The organism is Daejeonella oryzae DSM 19973, from assembly GCF_000422945.1.
Lineage (GTDB): Bacteria > Bacteroidota > Bacteroidia > Sphingobacteriales > Sphingobacteriaceae > Daejeonella > Daejeonella oryzae.
In genome coordinates this window covers 247303-269334 of sequence record NZ_AUHA01000003.1, presented here as the reverse complement: position 1 = coordinate 269334, position 22032 = coordinate 247303, and the positions used below count along the sequence as shown (strand labels likewise).

At 36.9% G+C, this 22032-nt stretch carries 16 protein-coding genes; 8 read left to right on the top strand and 8 right to left on the bottom strand.

Features of this window, described 5'->3' with window-relative positions:
* Positions 1 to 10: 10 nt before the first annotated feature.
* Complete coding sequence (locus G521_RS0108725; protein ID WP_026898193.1) at positions 11 to 199, bottom strand: hypothetical protein; 189 nt, start codon at positions 197 to 199, stop codon at positions 11 to 13.
* Between the two features lie 90 nt (positions 200 to 289).
* Complete coding sequence (locus tag G521_RS0108720) at positions 290 to 1036, bottom strand: DUF72 domain-containing protein (protein ID WP_245580851.1); 747 nt, start codon at positions 1034 to 1036, stop codon at positions 290 to 292.
* Between the two features lie 206 nt (positions 1037 to 1242).
* Between G521_RS0108720 and G521_RS0108715 the strand changes: the two genes are divergently transcribed.
* Positions 1243 to 3945, top strand: coding sequence for a PAS domain S-box protein (locus G521_RS0108715; protein WP_026898191.1), 2703 nt, complete (start codon positions 1243 to 1245; stop codon positions 3943 to 3945).
* A gap of 396 nt (positions 3946 to 4341) precedes the next feature.
* Here G521_RS0108715 and G521_RS18360 read toward each other — a convergent pair whose 3' ends face one another.
* On the bottom strand, positions 4342 to 5427 hold the full coding sequence (locus tag G521_RS18360) for an OmpA family protein (RefSeq protein WP_051189627.1): 1086 nt from the start codon (positions 5425 to 5427) through the stop codon (positions 4342 to 4344).
* A gap of 394 nt (positions 5428 to 5821) precedes the next feature.
* Here G521_RS18360 and G521_RS0108705 point away from each other — a divergent pair, with 394 nt between their 5' ends.
* Together G521_RS0108705 and G521_RS16810 are read left to right on the top strand one after the other, a co-directional pair.
* Positions 5822 to 6244 (top strand): hypothetical protein, encoded by a 423-nt coding sequence (locus tag G521_RS0108705; protein ID WP_026898190.1) that lies wholly within the window; start codon positions 5822 to 5824, stop codon positions 6242 to 6244.
* A gap of 86 nt (positions 6245 to 6330) precedes the next feature.
* Positions 6331 to 6936 (top strand): TlpA family protein disulfide reductase, encoded by a 606-nt coding sequence (locus G521_RS16810; protein WP_081675060.1) that lies wholly within the window; start codon positions 6331 to 6333, stop codon positions 6934 to 6936.
* A 60-nt stretch (positions 6937 to 6996) separates the two neighbouring features.
* Here G521_RS16810 and G521_RS0108695 read toward each other — a convergent pair whose 3' ends face one another.
* Complete coding sequence (locus G521_RS0108695) at positions 6997 to 7443, bottom strand: DUF6799 domain-containing protein (protein WP_026898189.1); 447 nt, start codon at positions 7441 to 7443, stop codon at positions 6997 to 6999.
* A 292-nt stretch (positions 7444 to 7735) separates the two neighbouring features.
* Between G521_RS0108695 and G521_RS0108690 the strand changes: the two genes are divergently transcribed.
* A complete protein-coding gene (locus tag G521_RS0108690) occupies positions 7736 to 8311 on the top strand; it encodes a pentapeptide repeat-containing protein (RefSeq protein WP_026898188.1) in 576 nt (191 codons plus the stop codon).
* A gap of 10 nt (positions 8312 to 8321) precedes the next feature.
* Here G521_RS0108690 and G521_RS0108685 read toward each other — a convergent pair whose 3' ends face one another.
* Entirely contained in the window at positions 8322 to 9422 is a 1101-nt protein-coding gene (locus G521_RS0108685) for an OmpH family outer membrane protein (RefSeq protein ID WP_026898187.1), read from the bottom strand.
* A gap of 344 nt (positions 9423 to 9766) precedes the next feature.
* Between G521_RS0108685 and G521_RS0108675 the strand changes: the two genes are divergently transcribed.
* The 3 genes from G521_RS0108675 to G521_RS0108665 are packed head-to-tail and all read left to right on the top strand — an operon-like array spanning position 9767 to position 16687.
* A complete protein-coding gene (locus G521_RS0108675; protein ID WP_026898186.1) occupies positions 9767 to 10345 on the top strand; it encodes a biliverdin-producing heme oxygenase in 579 nt (192 codons plus the stop codon).
* Positions 10323 to 11840, top strand: a complete 1518-nt coding sequence (locus tag G521_RS0108670) for a GAF domain-containing protein (RefSeq protein WP_026898185.1) — start codon at positions 10323 to 10325, stop codon at positions 11838 to 11840. The genes G521_RS0108675 and G521_RS0108670 overlap by 23 nt, the downstream gene beginning before the upstream one ends.
* A 32-nt stretch (positions 11841 to 11872) precedes the next feature.
* Positions 11873 to 16687 (top strand): chemotaxis protein CheB, encoded by a 4815-nt coding sequence (locus G521_RS0108665; protein WP_036678780.1) that lies wholly within the window; start codon positions 11873 to 11875, stop codon positions 16685 to 16687.
* 36 nt (positions 16688 to 16723) lie between these two features.
* On the opposite strand, the gene G521_RS0108660 is transcribed toward G521_RS0108665, so the two are convergent.
* The 3 genes from G521_RS0108660 to G521_RS0108650 all read right to left on the bottom strand — a co-directional run bounded on the left by G521_RS0108660 (position 16724) and on the right by G521_RS0108650 (position 20548).
* Positions 16724 to 17092 carry a DUF3703 domain-containing protein gene (locus tag G521_RS0108660; RefSeq protein WP_026898183.1) on the bottom strand — a complete coding sequence of 123 codons (369 nt, stop codon included), beginning with the start codon at positions 17090 to 17092 and terminating at the stop codon, positions 16724 to 16726.
* A gap of 74 nt (positions 17093 to 17166) precedes the next feature.
* Complete coding sequence (locus G521_RS0108655; protein ID WP_026898182.1) at positions 17167 to 18984, bottom strand: PAS domain-containing sensor histidine kinase; 1818 nt, start codon at positions 18982 to 18984, stop codon at positions 17167 to 17169.
* Between the two features lie 172 nt (positions 18985 to 19156).
* On the bottom strand, positions 19157 to 20548 hold the full coding sequence (locus tag G521_RS0108650) for a hypothetical protein (protein WP_026898181.1): 1392 nt from the start codon (positions 20546 to 20548) through the stop codon (positions 19157 to 19159).
* Between the two features lie 429 nt (positions 20549 to 20977).
* Here G521_RS0108650 and G521_RS0108640 point away from each other — a divergent pair, with 429 nt between their 5' ends.
* Positions 20978 to 22009 carry an LLM class flavin-dependent oxidoreductase gene (locus tag G521_RS0108640; RefSeq protein WP_026898180.1) on the top strand — a complete coding sequence of 344 codons (1032 nt, stop codon included), beginning with the start codon at positions 20978 to 20980 and terminating at the stop codon, positions 22007 to 22009.
* Positions 22010 to 22032 lie beyond the last annotated feature (23 nt).

Genomic DNA, 22032 nt, shown 5'->3' with positions numbered 1-22032 from the left:
GTTTAGAAGTTTAAGAAAATTGTGTGGTTAATTCCGTTGAAGAAAATCCCGGAGATAAAAGGTTGAAAACGTTTAACTCCTGCTGACCGAAATAGTTATTGGTGTACAGATAATACACTACTGCTAAAACGATCAGAATTATTAAAAGCCATAACCACCAAAGGTTTTTGCGCTTGCGTTGTATATGTATTTCAGCCATAATTTTATGTATTTTTAATCATAAACACCATTTTTCTGTATAAGGTTTTAATTTAAGTTTCAGTGTGGCTAAATCAATAAAACCGGCAGCTCATTTATCTTCTAAAAAACTATTTAGCAGGATGAGATTATGAATGGCTTCGCCGCGGGTATTATTAAAATAAACATATATCGTACGGCCCTCTTCTTTCCAGGAACTAATATATTCAGCATATTCATGCAAAAAATCATCTGTATAGCTGCCCCTGTAATCACCATTAGCGCCATGAAATCTTAAATACACAAAATCCGTATTCTGATTGATATTAAAAATACCCGATGAAGGCATATCATGCATCACGATAGTTGCATTATTCTGCTGAAGAATCTCCAAACAATTTTGCTGATACCAGGACGGGTTTCTGAATTCAACTGCTATTTTCCATTGATTACCGGGATTATTCTGCCGGATGTGGTTCAGGAGTTTAGCGAGCTGATCTAAATTTTCGCTTTGCAAACCCGGAGGAAACTGAAGCAACAAACATCCTTTGTTGAGACCTGCCCCATTTACGGCCTGCATAAAATGGTCCACATCTTCATTTTTGAAAGCCAGAGATTTTACATGGGTGATCTCCCGCGATACTTTAAATGTAAACTGAAAACTAGGAGGCACACTTTCGGCCCATTTCTGAACCGTTGAAGCCTGAGGAACTTTATAGAAAGAACTATTGATTTCTATACTGTTAAATAATGAACTGTAATAAGTCAACCGGCTTTTATCCCTGAATTCAGGCGGATAAGATAATTTATTTGGAAACGGAAGTACCAATCCGCTGGTTCCGGTATAAATTGAATTCATTTTATCAAGCATATTCAAAAAGGCTTCACCCTTCAGATTTATGTCAGGTTTATTGCTTCATAACCGGGTAAGCTTTACAAAAGTTTACAATTTGATTAAATCTTCGGTTAAATCATCTAAATCCAATTAAATCAGCTAATTAAATTCCATTTCCGCATTAGCGGAAATAATAGGTTACATTGGTCGAAAGAATAAATTGGAATAAAATGAAATTCTCAGCCCAAAAACCTATACCTGAATTTTTAGCCGGTGGCGGAGAATATATACCTAGTGAAAAAAAATCCAATATTTTGAGTACCGATAAAACCCCGGTTGCCCTTTGTATTTATAAGGGATCAAATTATATTGTTGAGTATGCAAACCGACACTATTTACAATTACTTCAAAAAGATGAGAATATAATTGGAAAACCCTTTTTTGAATCATTTACGGATCTTGAATCGCAGGGAATTAAAGAAATTAGTGATCAGGTAATTCAAAGTGGAATTTCATATCATGCCGATGAACGCGAACTGCAAATTCTGAGAAATGAACAAATGGAACAGGGTTTTTTCAATTTTGTATACCAGCCCTATCAGGAGCAGAACGGAATTATCTCGGGGATTATTGCAGTAATTACAGAAGTTACTGATATGGTTCTGGCTCGCAAAAAAATTGAAGAAAGTTATGCTTTTAACAAAACTGTATTAGAAAGCAGCCCGGACTGTATGAAATTAATAGATACGGGAGGCCGGCTGCATTATATGAATGCCAATGGCCTTTGCATTATGGAGATTGATGATTTTACGCCATATATCAATAAGTTTTGGTGGGAATTATGGGGAGTTGATAATGAGCAAACCGTGAAAGAATCCATAGAGAAAGCTTTAAAAAATGAGCCTTCCCAGTTTCAGGCATTTTGTGTTACCGCCAAAGGAACTCCAAAATGGTGGGATGTAAAAGTATCGCCGGTGATGGATATCACGATACCCGGAAAAGTAACCAGCATCATTTCTGTCTCCAGAGATATAACCTTCCAAAAAATCGAGGCTGATAAACTGGCAGAAAGTGAACATCGCTATCAGGAAATGGTTAAATCGTCACCTTCAATGATTGCCATTTTAAGGGGAGAAGAAATGTTTATTAATGTTGCAAATGAAGCCATTTTAGAAACATGGGGTAAGGGAAATGATGTAATTGGGAAATCACTATTAACAGTAATGCCCGAACTGGTTGAACAGGGATTTGACGATATATTAAAACAGGTTTATTTTACCGGGCAGCCGTATTATGGATACGAAGTTCCGGTATATATAGTACGGGGTAGCGAAAAAGAATTATTCCACTATACCTTCATTTATCAAGCCCAGAGAGATTCAACTAATATTATTGAAGGCGTGTCAATTATTGCCACAGAGGTCTCAAAACATGTAGAATATAACAAGAAAATAAAGGATAAAGAAGAGCTTTTCCAATCACTGGCAGATCAGGTGCCGATGTTTGTTTTTAATATTGAGCCAAACGAGGAAGCCACCATCAGTTACTGGAATAAAACCTGGCTTGATTATACCGGCCAAACTATTCAGGAAGCTTTAGGAAGTGCCTGGGAGGGAATCATACATCCGGATGATGTGGCTGGGATGATGGAGGTTTATAGGGAAGCTTTTAAAAATCGCCAATCGTATTTACTACCTTCTATCCGCGTTAAGCGTTACGATGGCGAATACCGCTGGCATATGGTTAAGGCGAATCCCCGTTATTTACCCAACGGTGAATTTTCGGGTTTCGTGGGGGTGGGTTTTGATGTGCATGATCAAAAACTTGCTGAATTGGCATTAAAAGAAAGTGAATCCCATTTCCGTCTGATGGCTGATTTAATGCCTGCTAAAATTAGTAATGCCAAGTCTGATGGCAGCGTTCTTTATTTCAATAAAAGCTGGATGGACTTTACCGGAATGAGTTTTGAAGAAATAAAAGAACTGGGATATCATAAGATCATGCATCCGGATGAAGTTGAAGAGTTTTCAAAACGCTTCCAAAAAGCAGCCGAAACCGGCAGCAATTTGGAAATGGAAATGCGATTTCTGAATAAACACGGCGAGTATATATGGCATTTAAATCTGGCATCACCTGTTAAGGATGAAGATGGAACCATCCGGATGTGGGTGGGTGTTACTTCAGAAATTCAAAAGTTAAAGGACGAAGAAAAGCAGAAAGAAGACTTCATGAAAATGGTTAGCCATGAACTTAAAACTCCGGTAACGTCTATAAAAGGATATGTGCAATTTTTGCTGAGCATGCTGAAAGAAGAGCAGGAAGCCAAACTAGCTCCATTACCCATTAAATCATCATTAAAACGTGTAGAAGTTCAGGTTGTACGATTAACAAAACTGATTAATGAGATTTTAGATCTTTCCAGGCTAAAAGAAAACAAGCTGAATCTGGATAATCAAATTTTCAATCTTAATGATCTGGTAGTTGAAACGGTGCAGGACATTCTTCACACTTCAACCACGCATACTTTGGATATTAAACATGAATACACTGGTGCAATCTATGGCGACAAAGACAGAATCGGACAAGTGCTGATTAATATAATCAATAATGCCATCAAGTATTCTCCGGTTAATGAAAAAATTGAAGTAAAAGTGCACAACGGTGATCATAGCCAGATATCAGTAAGTATTAAAGATTCTGGTATTGGCATTACTGAAACCGACCGCCTTAAAATATTCGACCGTTTTTACAGGGTTGAAGGCGAAAACGAAAACGTTTTTTCAGGTTTTGGTATAGGTCTTTTTATTACCAAAGAAATTATTGAGCGGCACCACGGATTAATAAGTATTGAAAGCGACTATGGAAAAGGTTCAACGTTTACATTCTCTTTACCGCTGTATGAAAAACATTTATCTGAAAGCATTTCTAACTGATAAACAGATCCAGTGTATTTATCATTAAGCCCAAATTCCATAGTAAAAACAAAAACCCTGTTTTAGTTTAATGGAAGCCTATTTTCCTCTTCAATCAATTGTTTTGATAGAACAAACGCCTTAGGGGTGGAACAATTCTTTTTCTGGCTTGAATAAATAGCTTTTTGGGGAAACGTAAGACTATGTACTCAATACATCGAGCCTATTTGCTTTTAATTCTGGCCTATTCAAACAGTAATACTTCTTTTTTTAAAGCCATTTTATCCCGATAGGGAATGAAACCGAAAAGGATGTTGGATATTTAAAATGAAGGGTTCATTCAATCAGCCGATTTTGGTGTATACAAAAAAAGCAAGCCTGAATTAGGCTTGCTTTTTAATGAATTAAGAAGAACGTTTATTTTAAGAATAATTCAAGTTCAACACGTCTGTTTTTTGCTTTACCGGCTGCGGTTGCATTGCTGGCAACCGGACGGGTTTCGCCATAACCTGTGGCTACAATGCGGCTATCTACCACCCCTTTAGACGCCAAATAAGCTTTTACAGCATCCACACGACTTTGAGAAAGAGACAGATTGCTTGCATCGGCACCAACAGCATCTGTATGGCCTCCCATTTTCAGATTATAATCTACGTATTCATTTAATATGCTCACCACCTCATCCAGCATGGGAAAAGAAGAAGTGGTTAATGTTGCTTTACCTGTTTCGAAATTGATTCCGCGGGCAGCAAACTGCAAACGCTTTTTAACATCAACTTTCATTACCGGGCAACCTTTATTGGAAGCATCGCCAGAAACTGAAGGACATTTATCTTCTGAATCAATTACTCCATCGCCATCTGTATCAGCAGGACAACCTTTTTCGTCTACTTTGGTACCTGTTTGTGTATTTGGACATTTATCTTCTGCATCAATTACACCATCACTATCACTATCAGATGAACAGCCGTTTGCATCTACTTTAATTCCCGCAGGCGTAGCGTTACATTTATCTTTAGAATCTTCCACACCGTCTCCGTCAGAATCCGGGCAACCCATAAAACGGTCTAATCCTTTTTCATTTGGACATTTGTCTTCTGAATCCGGCACACCGTCATCATCGCTATCCGGGCAACCTTTAAACCGGGCAATACCTGGAACATCCGGACAACTGTCTAAATTATCAGCAACACCGTCATTGTCTTTATCCTGGCAGCCGTTCATATCTGTTCCCGGAACTTCAGGACATTTATCCAGATAATCTACAATTCCATCGCGGTCGGTATCAACCGGACAGCCTTTGGTATCCACAATAACTCCCGCAGGGGTATCCGGACATTCATCTTTTCTGTCTTTTACTCCGTCGCCGTCAGAATCTTTTGCGAATGATTCAGCCGAAGTTCGGGATGAAATGCTTTTTAAAGCCAGCGGATCAGCGTTTACGTGAAAACTCGAAAACACCACCAGCATGGCAAGTGATAAGGTAATTTTTTTAAGGTTCATAATATATTGGTTTATTAATTTGAAGTATTATACAGCTGATAAAATCAATCTGCGTGGAGGCCTTTCCGGGAGCTCTTTTACAGAACGAGTATTGAAATTTTGAATCTCAGTTTTTTAAAGTACTCAAAGCAAATACTTATAAATCAACCGGCTATTCAATTCAGAATAATCTGGGATGCAAGAGCAATTGTTCTGAAGAAATGAGGTTTACATATAAAACCTTAAAATTCAATAAGAGTATACAACTAATGTACCAGAAAGATTTTTGCTTTACGGCAAGATAATCTAATAATTACTACGTTTTTAAAATCTTTAAAAGCCTAAAATTACCCTCAAATGAGGTTTCAGAACTTCATGTAAACTTAAATTGTTATTTTTGTGAAAATTTATATAAATGCAGCAGGTTTTAAAAAAATCAGATAATCAACAGCAAAGGTCTGTAAAGGCTTTAGCGCTTGTGTTTATCTCGCTTTTTATTTTAACCCTATGCCCGGTTAAAAGAGGACTTCAGATTTTGGCATCGGGTTATCCGGAGATCGAAAACAGTGTTCCTGCAAATAAATCACTATCTGTAAATCAAAAGCAGTTTGCAGAAAATTCTAAAACCTGCGTTGAAAAGGAGTCATTCATTAGTTTGCAGCAGGATAAACCCGGATTATTATCTGCATCGCTGTTTTTTCCGGCGTACCTGATCTCGTTTAATCGTTTGCAGGCCTACATTCCTGATTCCAGAAATTCATTATTTTCTTTCTCAAAGTCTGAATTCAGGAAGCCCGGCACTCCTATTTATATCCTAAACAGAATATTACTGATTTGATTTTCTTTAGATAAAGTCTATTTCTATTTTTTATAAAGATGATGTTAGATTTATTGACAATCAATTTATTAATATTAAAAATTACCATGAATATCATAAAATCATTCAAATCCAATATTGGATTTATAATCGGACTCGTTATATTTTTAGTAATTGCATTAAATCCGAATGCAAAAGCCCTTGTCATGCGTGGGCTTATAAAAATTGGCTTATTTCAGCCAGACGTAAGCAATTTAAAACCCAAGCCTGCTGAAACAAATGAGGAAACTACTGCAGGCCCAATGGCTCCTGCCGCAAGTTTCATTACTTCTGACGGAAAAACAACAAGCCTTGAAAACTTAAAAGGAAAGGTTGTTTTTATAAACTTTTGGGCAACCTGGTGTCCGCCCTGCCTTGCCGAAATGCCTTCTATAAATTCTCTTTCAGGGAAACTAAAAGACAACAAAAATGTGGTTTTTTTACTGATTGATGTAGAAAACCAGCTGCAAAGCTCTGAAGCATTTATGAAAAAAAATAAATACAATCTGGATGTTTACGGTCCGGCTAGTTTTATTCCTGATGAGTTGTTTAAAACCAATTTGCCTACGACCGTTATCCTAAATAAAAAAGGAGAAATTGTTTTTAAACACGAGGGAATGGCAAATTACGATTCGGGAGAAACCGAAACTTTTTTAAAGGAACTTTCTAAATAAGTTTCTGCATTAATTTTTTAATAGAATTAAAAAAGGGAGGAGTTTTAGCTCCTCCCTTTTTTATAAAGGCTCATTTCTATTCGAACCGGATTTTTTCTTAACACCTCCCTGTCCTGCAGGCCGGTTCTGGTTTACTGATTTGGTTCTGATCCTTTCAATATTTTTATTTTTCATCATTATACCTTTATTGAATTTATTTTGGTTCAGGTAGCGATTTCCGTTCATATCCATGCACTCGCCGTTACGAAGTTGAAACCGCTCCTGATTTTGCAACATGTAAGATCCATCCGGATTTACAGTTCCGCCATTTTTCAGCTGAATTTTCTCTCTAACCTGAGATTGCACGCCATTTTTGTAGAGATACAATTGACCATCCTGAAGTCTGAGATGATCCTCGGTATGAATACGATCCTGCTTCTGCTGCTTTTCTCTTTCCATATCCTGAGCTGCAACTTCGGTTTGATTAAATAATAAAAACAGCAGAAATAATAAAGTCATTTTTTTCATAATCAAAAATTTTAATTCATTATAATCTAGTACTTAAATAAAGATCATTAGAAGAATTCCTTTAAAACCTGATAAATATTTCATCTCACTATGATTTTAATTAGCCGGATGATTGACTGTGGTTTTTTTAGCGGTAAGCTCCGGAATGAACGTTTGGTTTTAAATCCTTAAAGTCGATTCGCTAAAGAAGATAATGAAATTTTAAAAATTCCGGATAAGGTGTAATCATTCTGACTAATTTAGGGCTGAATATTATCCGGAAATAACCTGCCAGAAATATAAAACCTACAAAATGAGCAAAACACTTGAAGAAAATAAAACTTTTACAAAGATTGATTATTCTGAAAAAAGCTTAACAAATATCGAGTTTGATGCCTGCACTTTTATAGATTGTAATTTCTCCAAATGTGATTTGTCAACCAGCGACTTTATGGATTGCCGGTTTGAAAATTGCAATTTCAGCATGGCAAAATTTAATAATACAGGTTTAAAAACCATAAGCTTTAAGGGATGTAAATTGATGGGAATTGATTTTACTAAATGCAAAGATTTTCTACTTGCATTTAGTTTCCAGAACTGCTTTTTAGATTATTCAACCTTCTCAGGCAAAAAAATTACGAAAACACTATTTAAAGATTGCTCCATAAAAGAAGCAGATTTCTCTCAGGCAGATTTAACAGCATCTGAGTTTCTGAATTGCGACCTTGCCCGCACCATTTTTCAGCAAAGTATATTAGAAAAAGCAGATTTCCGCAGCGCCTATCATTATTCTATTGACCCGGAATTTAACAGAATTAAAAAAGCTAAATTTTCCCTTTCAGGGATTAGTGGTTTATTGGATAAACATCAAATTATTATCGAAGATTAATTCAGAAAATTCACTCCGCAGGTTTGCTATTTTTACCCATATCATTTCCGCAGGAAGCGCAAAAAGGTAAATGCGCAAAGTTTTTATTTCCGCAAGTGGTACAACTTTTAAAAAGCTGAAGTCCGCAATGCCTGCAAAAGTTTGTTACAAGTTTATACACATCATTTTCTGAAGATTTTGTTAGCGGGAACTCCCATTTTTTAAGTATGAAATCCTTACCGCATGAAGGACAAAAATGATTTTGAAGGGCTTTCTCGGCAACACCAATTTGTACATTCTTTGCTCTTTCCTGGGTAGATATTTTTAATTCAGCCTGCTTCTTTTCTATAAATTTCCGGATTGTTCTGATGGCATAATAACCCAGTCCGGCAGATAATAAAATACCTACCGCATACCGAACATAACCACCATAACTTGGCAGATACGGCATAAGTCCAAAGAAGAAAGCGTAAATTGAAAAAAGTGTAAAACCAAAATAAAGAGGCCAGAACTTATGGTTGCGGTACCGGATAAAAAAGAAAATACCCAGTGCCAGTATGGGAGCTACAAAAAGTAAACGGATTAGAAATACTTTTAATTCGTAGCGTTTCAATTCCTTTGAATATAATTTTTCTGCTTTCAGATGTTCTTTCTGGATAGAATTTAATGCTTCCTGTCGTTTTTTATCTACCCTCTCCAGTTGACCGTCGAGGTTGTTGAGCTGCGAGCGCCATCCCTGCTCAACTTTATAAAATTCATCAAGCTTTTTAGCCCTGTTAATTACTTCCAAATCTTTATCCGGAGAACCCAATGTTTTTCTGGTTTGAAGCCAGTTGTCAAAAGATTGTTTTTCGTTCCGGTAGTTGGCTCTTGCTGTAGCTATGGTTTTTTCAATAGTTACCTTTTTATTATTCAGGTTTTCTGTTTCTGAATTATAGCTCAGTAAAACTCTATCCAAATTTGCAAGCACTGTTTTATTTTGAAAGTTTTCAGGCTCGGGTATCGGCGTAGCACTATCCAAATCCCCAATAATTTTATTGGAGAGCAGAATTAGAAATATGGATAAAATGATAGAAATGGAGTAGTAAATTATTCGAGATGTACGTTCTAACTTTTTACTGTTTAGTTCCATTTTAAATGATTTTTATCTGTTTATGTCCTAAAGTATTTGCTACTTGATTGGTAAGTATCTCTAAATATAAACGAAAGTAATGGTAATCTAACGAAACATAATTGTAAGCAACTTCTTCTTCATTCCTAATAGTTACTTCGATCCAAACAATCTGAAATATAATCGGGTTTGAGCGGATAAAATGGGTTTTCCTGAAAAATAAAACTGTTTGGTATTTCTTTAAATACCAGTCTCATAACTGCGGACTATTGCCACAAATTGAAGCTACAGAATGGTTTTATTGCTTGCAATCTATATATTTGCGGAATTTAATTCTTTTGAATTGAAGGATTTTTACAGCTACTATGTTAAGTGAAAAACTAAAAAAAGAAACTCTGGAATCTCATCAGGCTCTGGAAAAAGTACTGATTCAAAAGATAAAATCGGTTAATACATTAGAAGATTACAGCGAGATTTTAAACTGGTTTTACAATTTTTATAGTCCCATAGAATCGCAGGTTGATCAATACATATCCGAAAATATTCTCAATGATTATTCACAACGAAGAAAATCTGCTTCCTTAGCTCATGATATAATATCAGTAAACGGCACACTCCCGGAAAATCCCAGGCAAACCGGAGTTCAAATTGAGAATGTTTATGATGCGCTCGGTGCCTTATATGTTATGGAAGGTTCAACCATTGGCGGGAGTATAATCAGCAAAATGATTTCAGACCGGCTGGGATTGCAAAACAAGGAGTTTCTAACCTATTTTAATAGTTACGGAGAGAACACAATGTCTATGTGGAAATCATTTAAAGAAAGTTTAGACCAATTTCCCGCTACTGGGGAACAACAATTGCGGGTGGTAAAAAGCGCCAATAATACGTTTAAACATTTTAAGCTTCTGATAACTCAACATGAACAGCAGAACCAATTATGATTCAGACTTTTGCGGAAGTTTACCTTTGCATTTAATCAATACAATTCAGCCTTACGGATATGTAATTGTACTTAATAAATCAGATTTGTCTGTTATTCAGGCCAGTGATAATGTTGCAAATCTCTGGGATTGTTCAGTTAAATCTATTCTAAATCATTCATTTTTATCTTTTCTGGATAATCAGCAGGAACCGGAATTTAAAGAGAAAGCAGCCACAAATCTGCAGGATCGTATTCCTTTAACTTTAAGAGTTGAAGTAAATAAAATAAGCCGTGAACTTTTAACCATTATCCATCAGAAAGAGGAGCTGATTATTCTGGAGATGGAACTTCTGAATGATGAGATTAAAAATAGCTTTGTAAAGGTTTACCAGGATTTACGCTATTCTGTAAATGCCATCGAAAAAGGAACTTCTCTTGATTCGGTTTGTAAGGCGGCCATCAATGAATTAAAGAAAATTTCAGGCTTTGACCGTGTGATGATGTACCAGTTTGATGAAGACTGGAACGGAACCGTCATTGCCGAAGACATTGATGAAAGCTTATATGAAAGTTATCTCGGGTTAAAATTCCCCGCAAGTGATATTCCAAAGCAAGCACGAGCTTTGTATTTAAAAAATGCCTATCGGCTTATCCCCGATCGCGATTATAAACCTGTGGGATTTTATCCGGTTATTAATCCGCTAACTCAAACTTTTCTGGATCTGTCTGACTGCAATTTGCGGGGTGTACCGAAAGTGCATCTGGAGTATCTTAAAAACATGGATGTAAAAGCTTCCATGTCTATAAGGGTTATTAAAGATGAAAAACTCTGGGGCTTAATTTCTTGTCATAGCAAGACAGAAAAAAGTTTAAACTATGAAATCTGTTCTATTTTTGAGTTGCTCTCCAACATCATATCCAATAAAATAACGGCCATTTTAAATAAAGAAACCTATCTGCTTAGCAATAAGCTAAACGAAGCAAGAGCCCGGATTATTGATCAGATTTATACCGAAGATGATATACTTAAAGGTCTGATAAGTTCTGAAAATCATATTTTAAACATCTTAAATTCAGAAGGTGCTGCTGTTTTATACGATGGTCGGGTAGAAACTGTGGGAAATGTACCCAACAAAGAATTCATAGAAAACCTGAGCTACTGGCTTGATGCTAAAAATACAAACACCGTTTATCACGAAAATAATCTGGCTAATGTATACGACCAGGCTGGAGATGAACAGCATGTTGCCAGCGGTATTCTTGTAATTCCGATTAATCAAAGTAAAAGCGAATATATAATTGGTTTCAGACCTGAATTTGTTAAAACCATTAAATGGGGAGGCAATCCGAATGAAGCAATTAATTTTGAAGAGGATAATAAAACCTATCATCCCAGAAATTCTTTCAAACTCTGGAAAGAAACCGTTAAGCAAACTTCACAACCCTGGTATCCGGCCGAGATTGCTGTTTCAGAAAGTTTCAGAAGTTTTCTGTACGAATTTGCCACACGTTAACACAATCTATTTCTTCAATTTCCATCACACCCATGTTAAAAAAGGATAAAAAAGAAAAAAACGAGCATTTTATAGTTGCAATCGGTGCCTCAGCAGGCGGACTGGAAGCAATTCATGAGTTTTTTGACAACATGCCTCAGAATGCCAGTTTATCTTTTGTGGTTATCCAGCATCTTTCTCCTGATTATAAAAGTCTGCTGGTGGAACTGGTTTCCAAACACACACACATGAAGGTTTTTGAAGCCGGGCATGATATGACTATTCATAAAGAGTGTGTATATATTATTCCGAATAATAAAATCATGACTATTGGCAACGGCAAGCTGAAGCTTGCTGAGAAAATTGCTGATAAATCTCCCAATACTGCTATAGATAGTTTTCTTTTTTCTTTAGCTGCTGATCAGAAAGATAAAGCCATAGCAATTATCCTATCCGGAACCGGTACTGACGGCACCAAAGGCATTTCTGCGATAAAAGAAAGCGGAGGATTGGTGATTGTTCAGGATCCGGCAACAGCAAAATTTGATGGAATGCCTAATAGCGCCATCTCCTCAGGTTTTACTGACCTCATTTTGCCACCCGAAATGATGCCCGAGGAAATTTATAATTACATAAAAGAAACCCCTGTTCATACGCTAAACAAGGGTAAAATTGAAGATACTTTGCTTGAGGAAATTTTTACGATGATCTTTCAGTCGAGCGGGCATGATTTCCAACTTTACAAAACGCCAACAATTATCAGGCGGCTGGGTAAAAGAATGCAAACAGGTGGTTTTAAAAACCTGAAATCGTATGTAAATTATTTGCAGGATAGTCCTCAGGAAGTAAGAGCTCTCGGACAGGATTTTCTAATCAACGTTACTAAATTCTTCAGAGATCCGCTAGCCTTTAAAAGTTTGGAAGAACTGGCCATACCAGATATTATTAATGGTAAAAGTAATGGAGAGACTCTTAAAGTTTGGGTTTGTGCATGCAGTACCGGTGAAGAAGCTTATTCCATCGCCATATTAATTGATAAATATTTACGAAAAACAGGCAAGCGTCTGGATGTAAAAATATTTGCTACAGATATAGATGAGCGCAATCTTACCTTTTGCTCTAAAAATCTGTACCCATCTTCTATCGAAAAAGACGTTCCGGAAGATATTCTCAAAACGTATTTTGTAAAAGATGGAAAAGGCTTTTCTGTAATTCCAATGCTTCGTAAACAGGTGGTTTTTGCAAAACACAATATTATAAAAGATCCGCCATTTATTAAAAATGATTTAATCAGCTGCCGAAACATGCTGATTTACATGGACCACACTCTACAAAAAAGGGTGTTGGCAACCTTTCATTTTTCTTTAGAAAATACAGGTTTTTTGTTTTTAGGATCAAGCGAAAGCGGCTCATATATAAAAGATGGATTACTTGAAGTTGATAGTAAATGGAAAATCTTTAAGAAAAAATCTGGTTACAAATTCAATCATCAGGAAATTTTCAGAACCTCTGACCGTACTCACAAATTTATTGATTCTAAACGATCTTCAGATATAGGGAACAGTACTCTTACCAACACTCAGATAAAGGAAGATTTTAATAAATTAATTCTGGAAGAAATGGGCTATACGGCCCTCTATATCGATCACAATTATGATATAAAAGATAGCATTGGAGATTTCAATAAATATCTTTCTCTGCCTGATAAAAAGCTGAGTTTAAATATACTGAAAATGCTTCCGCAGGAAATTTCAGTTAGCCTGAACACTGCTGTAAGAAAAGCCCTAAAAACAGGCAAAAGTATTTTTCTTAAAAGTCTTCGTGTAAATTCCGGCGATAAAGGATCGATGGTTAACATTGCTGTGAAACCGGCAAAACCTGCCGAAGGAAAACCTTTTCATCTGATAATTTTTAGTGAAAGCAGTACAGAAAATACCAAGGCAAAAGATAACGAAGCTTCTGCCACGGTTTGGGGAGAGCAGGATAATGAATATGTTACCGAACTTGAAGCTGAACTGAATGAAACCCGTATCAATCTGCAGCTTGCTGTAGAAAGTATGGAAACAACCAATGAGGAACTTCAGTCGAGCAATGAGGAACTTTTATCTTCTAATGAAGAGCTGCAGAGTTCTAATGAAGAGTTGCAATCTCTGAATGAGGAACTGCATACGTTAAATACCGAGCATCAGCTGAAAATACGTGAGCTTATTGAGCTGAATGATGATTTAAACAATTATTTCCGCAGTACAGATATTGGTCAGATTTTTCTTGATCAATCACTGAATATCCGGAAATTTAACCCGGCTGCCGTTAAGATTGTAAATTTAATTGATACGGATCTTGGCCGGCCTATTTCCCACATCTCTAATAACATTACGGATGAATCTCTGGTTGATGAAATTAAGAAAGTACTCATAACAGGTCGAATGCTGGAACGGGAAGTGGAGCTTAACAATAGCACGCATTGCCTGATGCGTATTATGCCTTATATCCGTTTGGATAAAGTTACCGATGGTGTGATTCTTTCTTTTGTAGATATAACCGCTATTACAGAGCTGAATGATATTATAAAAGCAACTTTTAACTCCAGCTTAAGCGCCATTGTAGCCATTACTGCGGTGCGCAACGGAGATCACAAAATTATAGATTTTAAATGCATCAGCGCCAATCATGCGTCCGAAAAGATTATACAGAGGGATAATGATGATATCATTAACAAAAGCCTGAAAGAATTGGCTCCTGATCTGGTAGAAAGTGGATTATTTGAAAAGTATGTTAAAGTTGTGGAAAAGAATCACACGTTACATAATGAGATTCAGATCACCAGAAAGCAACAGGAAATTTGTCTGGAAATAGTAGCTGTTAAAATGCAGGACGGATTGGTGATGACTTTAACGGATATCACTGAAAAGAAACAGGCAGATGTTAAACTTAAAAAGAATTACAATGAACTCATCCAGGTTCGCGAAAATCTTAAAAAGCTTAACAGCAACCTAGAAGATAAAGTTATTGAAAGAACACGTAAATTATCAGAAAGTGAAGAGCGTTTCAGATTGGTTTCGAGAGCAACCAATGATACCATCTGGGATTGGGATTTAACCAATAATAATTTCTGGTGGAGCGAGGCTTTTGAAAATATGTTTGGTTATAAAATAGATCAGATAGATAATAAACGCAAATTCTGGATCAGTAAAATTCATCCGGAAGACCGTGAAAAAGTTATTGAAAGCCAAAACACCCTGATTAATGACCATCAAAAGCAATGGGCAGCCGAATACCGTTTTCTGAGAAGCGACGGACAATACGCCTACATTCTCGATCGCGGTTATATTCTTCAGTCTGATGATGGAATGCCTTACCGGATGCTTGGATCTATGTTTGACATGACCCGTTTGGTTGAAGCCGATGAAGAAATACGGGCAAATGAAAATCGTTTCTTATCACTTGCAAATGTAATCCCTCAAATGGTGTGGACCACCGATGGAGAGGGAAATGGAAGTTATTACAACAAGGTTTGGACCGATTACAGCGGTCTTGCATTAGAAGAAATAAAAGAAGCCGGATATAAAATTGTTCATCCGGATGATCTTGACCCGGCGGTAGAAATTTGGAAAGAAGCTTTAAAAGAAGGCCGTGAGTTTTCTCTGGAGCAGCGTCTTAAAAATAAAGAAGGCGAATACCGCTGGCATTTGTCAAGGGCTTTACCTCAAAGAAATTCTGATGATCAGATTATTATGTGGGTGGGAACCAATACAGACATCCACGATCAGAAAGTAATTTCAGAAGCACTCAAAATCAGCGAAGATCATTTTAGAACGGTTGCCGACAATACCCCTTTTCTTATTTGGAAAGTGAACGAAAAAGGTTTGTGCAACTATGTCAACAAACAGTGGGTCACATTTACCGGTCTCAGTTTTAAAGATAGCATGGATTTGGGCTGGAGTTCGGTCATTCATCCCGAAGAACAGAATATAGAGTATGAAAAATTTATAGAAGCTTTAAACAAGCATATTCCCTACCAGTCTAAATTTCGGATAAAACGTACTGATGGCCAGTATCGCTGGATGCTTGCCATGAGCAATCCGATGAAAACTGGTAAGCTTTCCGGTTATATAGGCAGTTTAACAGATATTACGTCTCAGGAAATGGCTCAGCAGGCAACCAAATTGCTGATGAAAAAGAAGGACGAATTTATGAGTATTGCAAGCCATGAGCTTAAAACTCCTATCACCAGTATGAAAGCTTCTTTACAAATTGTGAAGCGACTGACAGAAAAAGAGAAAGAGATTCCGCAGGTAAGCCTTTTTATTGAAAAAGCAAACCGTCAGGCTGATAAATTATCTGAGCTGGTAAATGATCTTTTAGATGTTACCCGTTTGCAGGCCGGAAAACTACAATTTAATAAGACTGAGTTTAAAATGGGCGAAGCTATTGAAGAAAGTTCATTTCAAATTACAAGTTCTCATACCAGGCATATAATAGAAGTCGGAGGAAGCACAGACGTAGTAGTTTTTGCAGATATGCATCGTATTGAGCAGGTCATTATTAATTTCCTATCGAATGCTGCAAAATATTCGCCGGGATCGGACTTAATTAAAATTCATGTTAGTTCTGATGATTCGGTCGTTAAAGTGGAAGTCCGCGATTTTGGAATTGGAATTTCTCAGGATAAAATACATTATGTATTCGATCGATTTTTCCGGGTTCAGGAATCATCTGCAAAATTTTCGGGTCTTGGTTTAGGACTTTATATATCCGCCCAGATAATAGAAAGGCATGGAGGAAAAGTTGGTGTAAATAGTGAACCAGGAAAAGGATCAACATTTTGGTTTACTATTCCAATTTCTAACGCACAAAATGAAGTTTGATAATATTTTTGAAATCTAATTAATGGAATCATTTATTTAAGAAAGATACTTGGTCAATATCATTTTTAAATCGTAAGGAATTTCCATGACTTTTAATGGCGCAACATTAGCACCGCCGGTATTTCCAATAGGAACAAGATTAATTAATGATTTAAAACCACCGGTTAACAATCTTAAAAACTGACCCAGTATTTCTTTCAGGCTCTTTCGTCTGAACCCCTCTTTGAGCATTAGCCAGTGTACTTTGCTGTGTTCTAACGGATAGGACTGGCCGAGAATATGAGCCCGCTCAAGATAATTCCATGAAGATTTAAAATCTCTTTTTTGTAGATTAGATTGGTACTGACTTATCTCAAAATTAAAATGTTTTTTTAGGCCGGCCGGCATTTTTGTATTGAATTTCATAAATCAAGTACTACTAAACCAAATATAGGAATTAGTGAAATTTGAATTTAAAACCGAATTAAAATCGATTAGATTTAAACGCTTGGTAAAGTAAACCAGAACGTACTTCCAATGCCTTTTTCGCTATAAACACCAATCTTTCCGCCATGCCTTTCGATAATATCGGCACTGATGTAAAGCCCCAAACCCAAACCTGAATATTGTACCCCGCTTGAATCTACACGATAATAACGCTCGAACAGGTGCGGAAGTTTTTCAGCAGGAATACCTCTTCCAAAATCCTGAACAGACAATTTAGAATTATCTCCTTCTTTGCTGATATGAATATTTATAGTATCAGATTCCGGTGCATATTTTACTGCGTTATTTATAAAATTAACTAATACCTGATCGATACGGTTTTTATCAGCATAAAACACCAATTCCATATCACCGCTTAGTACCAGATTGTATTTCCCGGTTAAACGAATATGCTCGCAGCAGTCTTTTATCATTTCTGATGCAATAAAATTTGATTTATTCAACACCAGTTGATCCGCTGCAATTTTAGACACATTTAACAAACTCTCGACCAAATGATGCATTTTTGTTAGGCTGCTGTTGGCTTTATCAATAAATAAAGAGACTTTGTCAGAAGTCGGATCTTGTCTGATCAGTCTTTCAAGCAGCTGCATTGAAGCTTTAACACTGGTAAGAGGGGTTTTTAATTCATGGCTGGCTACACTTATAAAATCATCTTTTTGCTGTTGCAAATGCTTGAATTCAGTAATATCCAATACGGTACCTAAAATTCTCGTGGGATGTGTGTCTGTACCTAAATACAGCTTGCCCTGAACCCGAACCCAATGAATGGAGCCGTCTTTCCATATAAACCTTGCTTCGTAAAATAGTTTACCGGTATTGCGGGCAAATTCATAAGCAGCATCTCTTAAAGCAATATCATCCGGATGAATCAGTTCTAAAATAGTATTTCTGGATGGAGTAGAACTAATACCAAATATCTGGTTGAACCTGATGGAAGTGACCATATTACCGGTAGCCATATCCAGATCGAATGAACCTATTTCTGCGGCATCAATAGCCAAACGTGCACGTTCCTCGGCTTCTTCTATTAGGCGCCGTGCAATGACTTTCTCGGTAATTTCCATACCAATTACCATTACAGTATTAATTTTACCGTTAATATCCGAAATGGGTTCATAAACAAAATCAATAAATACCAGTTCTTCTGCTCCCTGACGGATTAAAATTACCTCATGTTCCTTGGCATAATAAGTTTCTCCCGTTTTAATTACATTGTTTAATATGGGAGCATATAATTCTGCGGCTTCAGGAACAGCCTCCCATACAGGTTGATTTTCTAGCTCCGATCGGGTCTTCCGTACTAACTCCAGGTAAGAATCATTTACAACCTGCACAGTTAAATCATTAGCATCCAGAATGCAAATAGCGACCGGCGCTTGCTTAATGATATTATATAAAGTATTCTGACTGGCTTCAACAGCCTGCCGGGATCGTTCTAGTTCGGTCACATCTGTAGCAAAACACAATACACTGGTTATGATATTGTTTGAATCCCGCAAAGGCTGATAAGTAAATTTGAAATAGAATGTTTGAATCCTTCCATCTACCATCAGATCTGCACGGTCATTACTTGAGAAATAAGTATTTCCGGTTTCATAAACATGACTGAGAAGACCTCGAAAAGGCTGGTCTTTAAGCTCGGGTAATGCTTCACTAAACGGTTGTCCAATAACTGATTTATCCCGGCCCCATGCTTTTAAAGTGGCGTTATTAGCCACCGTAATAATCATTTCATCACCAGAACACACATACACCGGGAAAGGAGAAACCTCCACGATACTTTTATAAACATTTTCATTAAAGCTCATTCAGGGATGTAGTAATGGAATTTAATATTGGCGTCAAAAATAGAAAATTTAAAATATTTTAAATAGTCTGAGAAGCGAATGTTGCATAATTTCGGGGCTGAAAAAATCTAAACATGATTTTCAATCTGAAAGCCGGATATTGAAAAACTTAATTTGTTGTCCACTTACATTCTTATTCCCATTGAGCCCAATTGCCTGAAGAGGCCCAGCTTTCGGTTCCTGAAGCACCTTTAAATTGAACGATTGTAAAGAATGTACTGAATTCGGGATCTGAGAAATCACCACCTGAAAGTGCAGGAGAATTAGCTGATAAAGAAACATCTATAATTCCTGAAGAGCCCGGAGACTTAAACCCAATTTCCTGAGTGTTATCAATAATTACATTTTTGTTTAATGCCGGTCTGGTAATCAGATTATCATCCATTATAACTGCCAAAGCTGCAACTTCAGGATCAGGAATAATATTGATACCTGTAGGGCCATTATCATAGGTAAATGCTCTCGAACGGTCATCACTGTTTACCATGTTGTATTTAAATTGCGATCCCAGGTTATTGAGCAGTAACGGTTTGGTTTTTGGACACATCATCAGGCCACCATTAGAATATCCTTCAATTATTGAGTTTCGAACATTAAAGCGTGTGTTCCTTCTGATATAAATTCCCTGACTTTGATTGCCTGAAAGTTCATCATGATCCGGACCAATAATGGTCATATTCGAAATTACTGGTCTGGTATACGGCTGAGCATCGGTTGCTCCCTTATCGTTTAAGCTTTCCAAACCGTTGGCACGGATGGAGTGAGTTGAGCTGGCAGAATGATAAGAAATCAGAAATTGTAATTTACCGGTATAACCGCGGTCAAAATCAAAATTATCATCCTGATTATTCAAACTTATGAGGTACTTTCCGTTAACAGTTCCTCCCACAAATTGAAAACCATCATCCAAAGAATTTTTAACCATTACATGCTCTACTTTTGTGGCAGAACCTATTCCTTCTAAACTTAATCCGCTGGCCATATCCATTTCCCACTCTTCTTCCTGATTGGGATTTAAGCCGCCTGTATATTCCAAACGCAGAAAATTAATTGAACCCGAATTATCATCAGAAACAGTTCCTCCAAATTCCGTATCCGTAGATTCTGTTAAACCTTTTATATGGGCGTTTATCAAATTGGTTGGCGCTTTGCCTAAAATGATAATTCCAATCCAGTCGCCCGGATTTTTATTAATGGCTGATGAAGTAAATACAACCGGAAAATCCTGAGTTCCGGCAATATTCAGTTTTGATCCTTTTGTGATGATCAAAGCCCCTTTGTCTGATGGATTATCAGCTTTCTCTACAACAACCTCAATTCCTTCCGGAATTGTAAGTGTAGAATTATTTTTCACATACACTTGCCCTTTTAGCAGATAATCTGTGTTTTTGTTAAGAGTTTTATCTTCGGTAATAGCTCCCTGAAGTACTTCGGTTTTTCGCGGTTCATCAACTATGATTGGGTCTTTTTTACAGGAATAGAAAAGAGAGCTTGAAAAAAATATTAGGTATACCAGCTTTTTCATCTTTATAGAATAGTATTCAATGGTTAGTAGAATTTATTAAGTTATATAAAAATAGTATCTGCTTATTCAACTTTAACGCCTGTTTTTTTCTAATGTTTTAGTTATTAAAACTTTATGACTAATATCATTAATATAATAATACAGATTGCTATTCTATCCTTCAAATCCTGTTAAAGTACTGTAATTAATTTAAAGCAAATGTGCATACCTGAAATTTACAGGCAAAAAGACGGTTGCTATATTCTGAACCGACTCCGAAATTGGAAAAGCAACTACCGGATTACTTAAATAAGAAGTTTCACAAGTTGTATAATCAGACATACACCCGATTGATAAATCTCTCAGAAATCAAAATCTATTAAAGACATTTCTCAGACTTAAAATCATTTCCATGGCTGTATTTTTGCGGCTGCCAAGAAAATAGTTAAGATGAATAAACAAAAGCTTAATGATATAAAAATATCTGTTCTGGATCTAGCCGGAGTTACTGAAGGACATACAGCAGCTGATACTTTTAGAAACAGTTTGGACTTAGCCCGGAATGTAGAAAACTGGGGATATACACGTTACTGGCTTGCCGAACATCATAATATGGAAAGTGTGGCAAGTTCTGCAACTTCTGTTCTTATTGGCCACATCGCAGGAGGAACCAATACGCTTAGAGTTGGTTCTGGGGGAATTATGCTACCCAATCATGCACCTTTGGTAATTGCAGAGCAATTTGGAACTCTTGCCACCTTATATCCGGGTAGAATAGATTTAGGATTAGGTAGAGCTCCGGGAACGGATCAAATTACCGCCATGGCTATCCGCGGACAGCGTATGGGCGCAGGAAATGATTTCCTGCAGGATATTCTTGAGCTGCAAACCTACTTCAGCAAAGAAAATAGTAAGGGTCGGGTTAGGGCTATTCCGGGAGAAGGCTTAGATATTCCCATCTGGATTTTAGGTTCAAGTACAGACAGCGCCCGCCTTGCCGGAATGCTGGGATTACCCTATGCTTTTGCAAGTCACTTTGCACCGGCGCAGTTTCAAACCGCAATTCAGCTATACCGACAAAGTTTTAAAGCTTCACAATTTCTTAGTCAGCCCTATGTTATGGCTTGTGTAAATGTAATAGCAGCTGATACAGACATACAAGCTAAAAGGCTTGCTACATCCATGCAACAATTATTTCTGGGCATCATAAACGGGCACCGCAGACTGATGCAGCCGCCGATTGACAGCATGGATTCTATATGGTCGCAATATGAAGAAGCTGCGGTTCAGCAGATGCTTTCCTGCTCATTTATTGGCGGGCCAGATAAGATTAAAGAAGAAGTTGATAATTTTATAATAGAAAATCAGCTTGATGAATTGATGATCACATCTCATATTTATGAGCACAAGGAAAGACTCCGCTCCTATGAGATTTTTGCAAACATCATGAAGAAAAGTAATGAAACTCTTGTAATGCAATAACTATTTCATCTGAGTAAGCCTTT

What these genes read in the sequence shown, in the direction of transcription:
- G521_RS0108725 (WP_026898193.1), bottom strand. Translation starts at nt 199, where the DNA reads ATGGCTGAAATACATATACAACGCAAGCGCAAAAACCTTTGGTGGTTA.
- G521_RS0108720 (WP_245580851.1), bottom strand. Translation starts at nt 1,036, where the DNA reads ATGAATTCAATTTATACCGGAACCAGCGGATTGGTACTTCCGTTTCCA.
- G521_RS0108715 (WP_026898191.1), top strand. Translation starts at nt 1,243, where the DNA reads ATGAAATTCTCAGCCCAAAAACCTATACCTGAATTTTTAGCCGGTGGC.
- G521_RS18360 (WP_051189627.1), bottom strand. Translation starts at nt 5,427, where the DNA reads ATGAACCTTAAAAAAATTACCTTATCACTTGCCATGCTGGTGGTGTTT.
- G521_RS0108705 (WP_026898190.1), top strand. Translation starts at nt 5,822, where the DNA reads ATGCAGCAGGTTTTAAAAAAATCAGATAATCAACAGCAAAGGTCTGTA.
- G521_RS16810 (WP_081675060.1), top strand. Translation starts at nt 6,331, where the DNA reads ATGAATATCATAAAATCATTCAAATCCAATATTGGATTTATAATCGGA.
- G521_RS0108695 (WP_026898189.1), bottom strand. Translation starts at nt 7,443, where the DNA reads ATGAAAAAAATGACTTTATTATTTCTGCTGTTTTTATTATTTAATCAA.
- G521_RS0108690 (WP_026898188.1), top strand. Translation starts at nt 7,736, where the DNA reads ATGAGCAAAACACTTGAAGAAAATAAAACTTTTACAAAGATTGATTAT.
- G521_RS0108685 (WP_026898187.1), bottom strand. Translation starts at nt 9,422, where the DNA reads ATGGAACTAAACAGTAAAAAGTTAGAACGTACATCTCGAATAATTTAC.
- G521_RS0108675 (WP_026898186.1), top strand. Translation starts at nt 9,767, where the DNA reads ATGTTAAGTGAAAAACTAAAAAAAGAAACTCTGGAATCTCATCAGGCT.
- G521_RS0108670 (WP_026898185.1), top strand. Translation starts at nt 10,323, where the DNA reads ATGAACAGCAGAACCAATTATGATTCAGACTTTTGCGGAAGTTTACCT.
- G521_RS0108665 (WP_036678780.1), top strand. Translation starts at nt 11,873, where the DNA reads ATGTTAAAAAAGGATAAAAAAGAAAAAAACGAGCATTTTATAGTTGCA.
- G521_RS0108660 (WP_026898183.1), bottom strand. Translation starts at nt 17,092, where the DNA reads ATGAAATTCAATACAAAAATGCCGGCCGGCCTAAAAAAACATTTTAAT.
- G521_RS0108655 (WP_026898182.1), bottom strand. Translation starts at nt 18,984, where the DNA reads ATGAGCTTTAATGAAAATGTTTATAAAAGTATCGTGGAGGTTTCTCCT.
- G521_RS0108650 (WP_026898181.1), bottom strand. Translation starts at nt 20,548, where the DNA reads ATGAAAAAGCTGGTATACCTAATATTTTTTTCAAGCTCTCTTTTCTAT.
- G521_RS0108640 (WP_026898180.1), top strand. Translation starts at nt 20,978, where the DNA reads ATGAATAAACAAAAGCTTAATGATATAAAAATATCTGTTCTGGATCTA.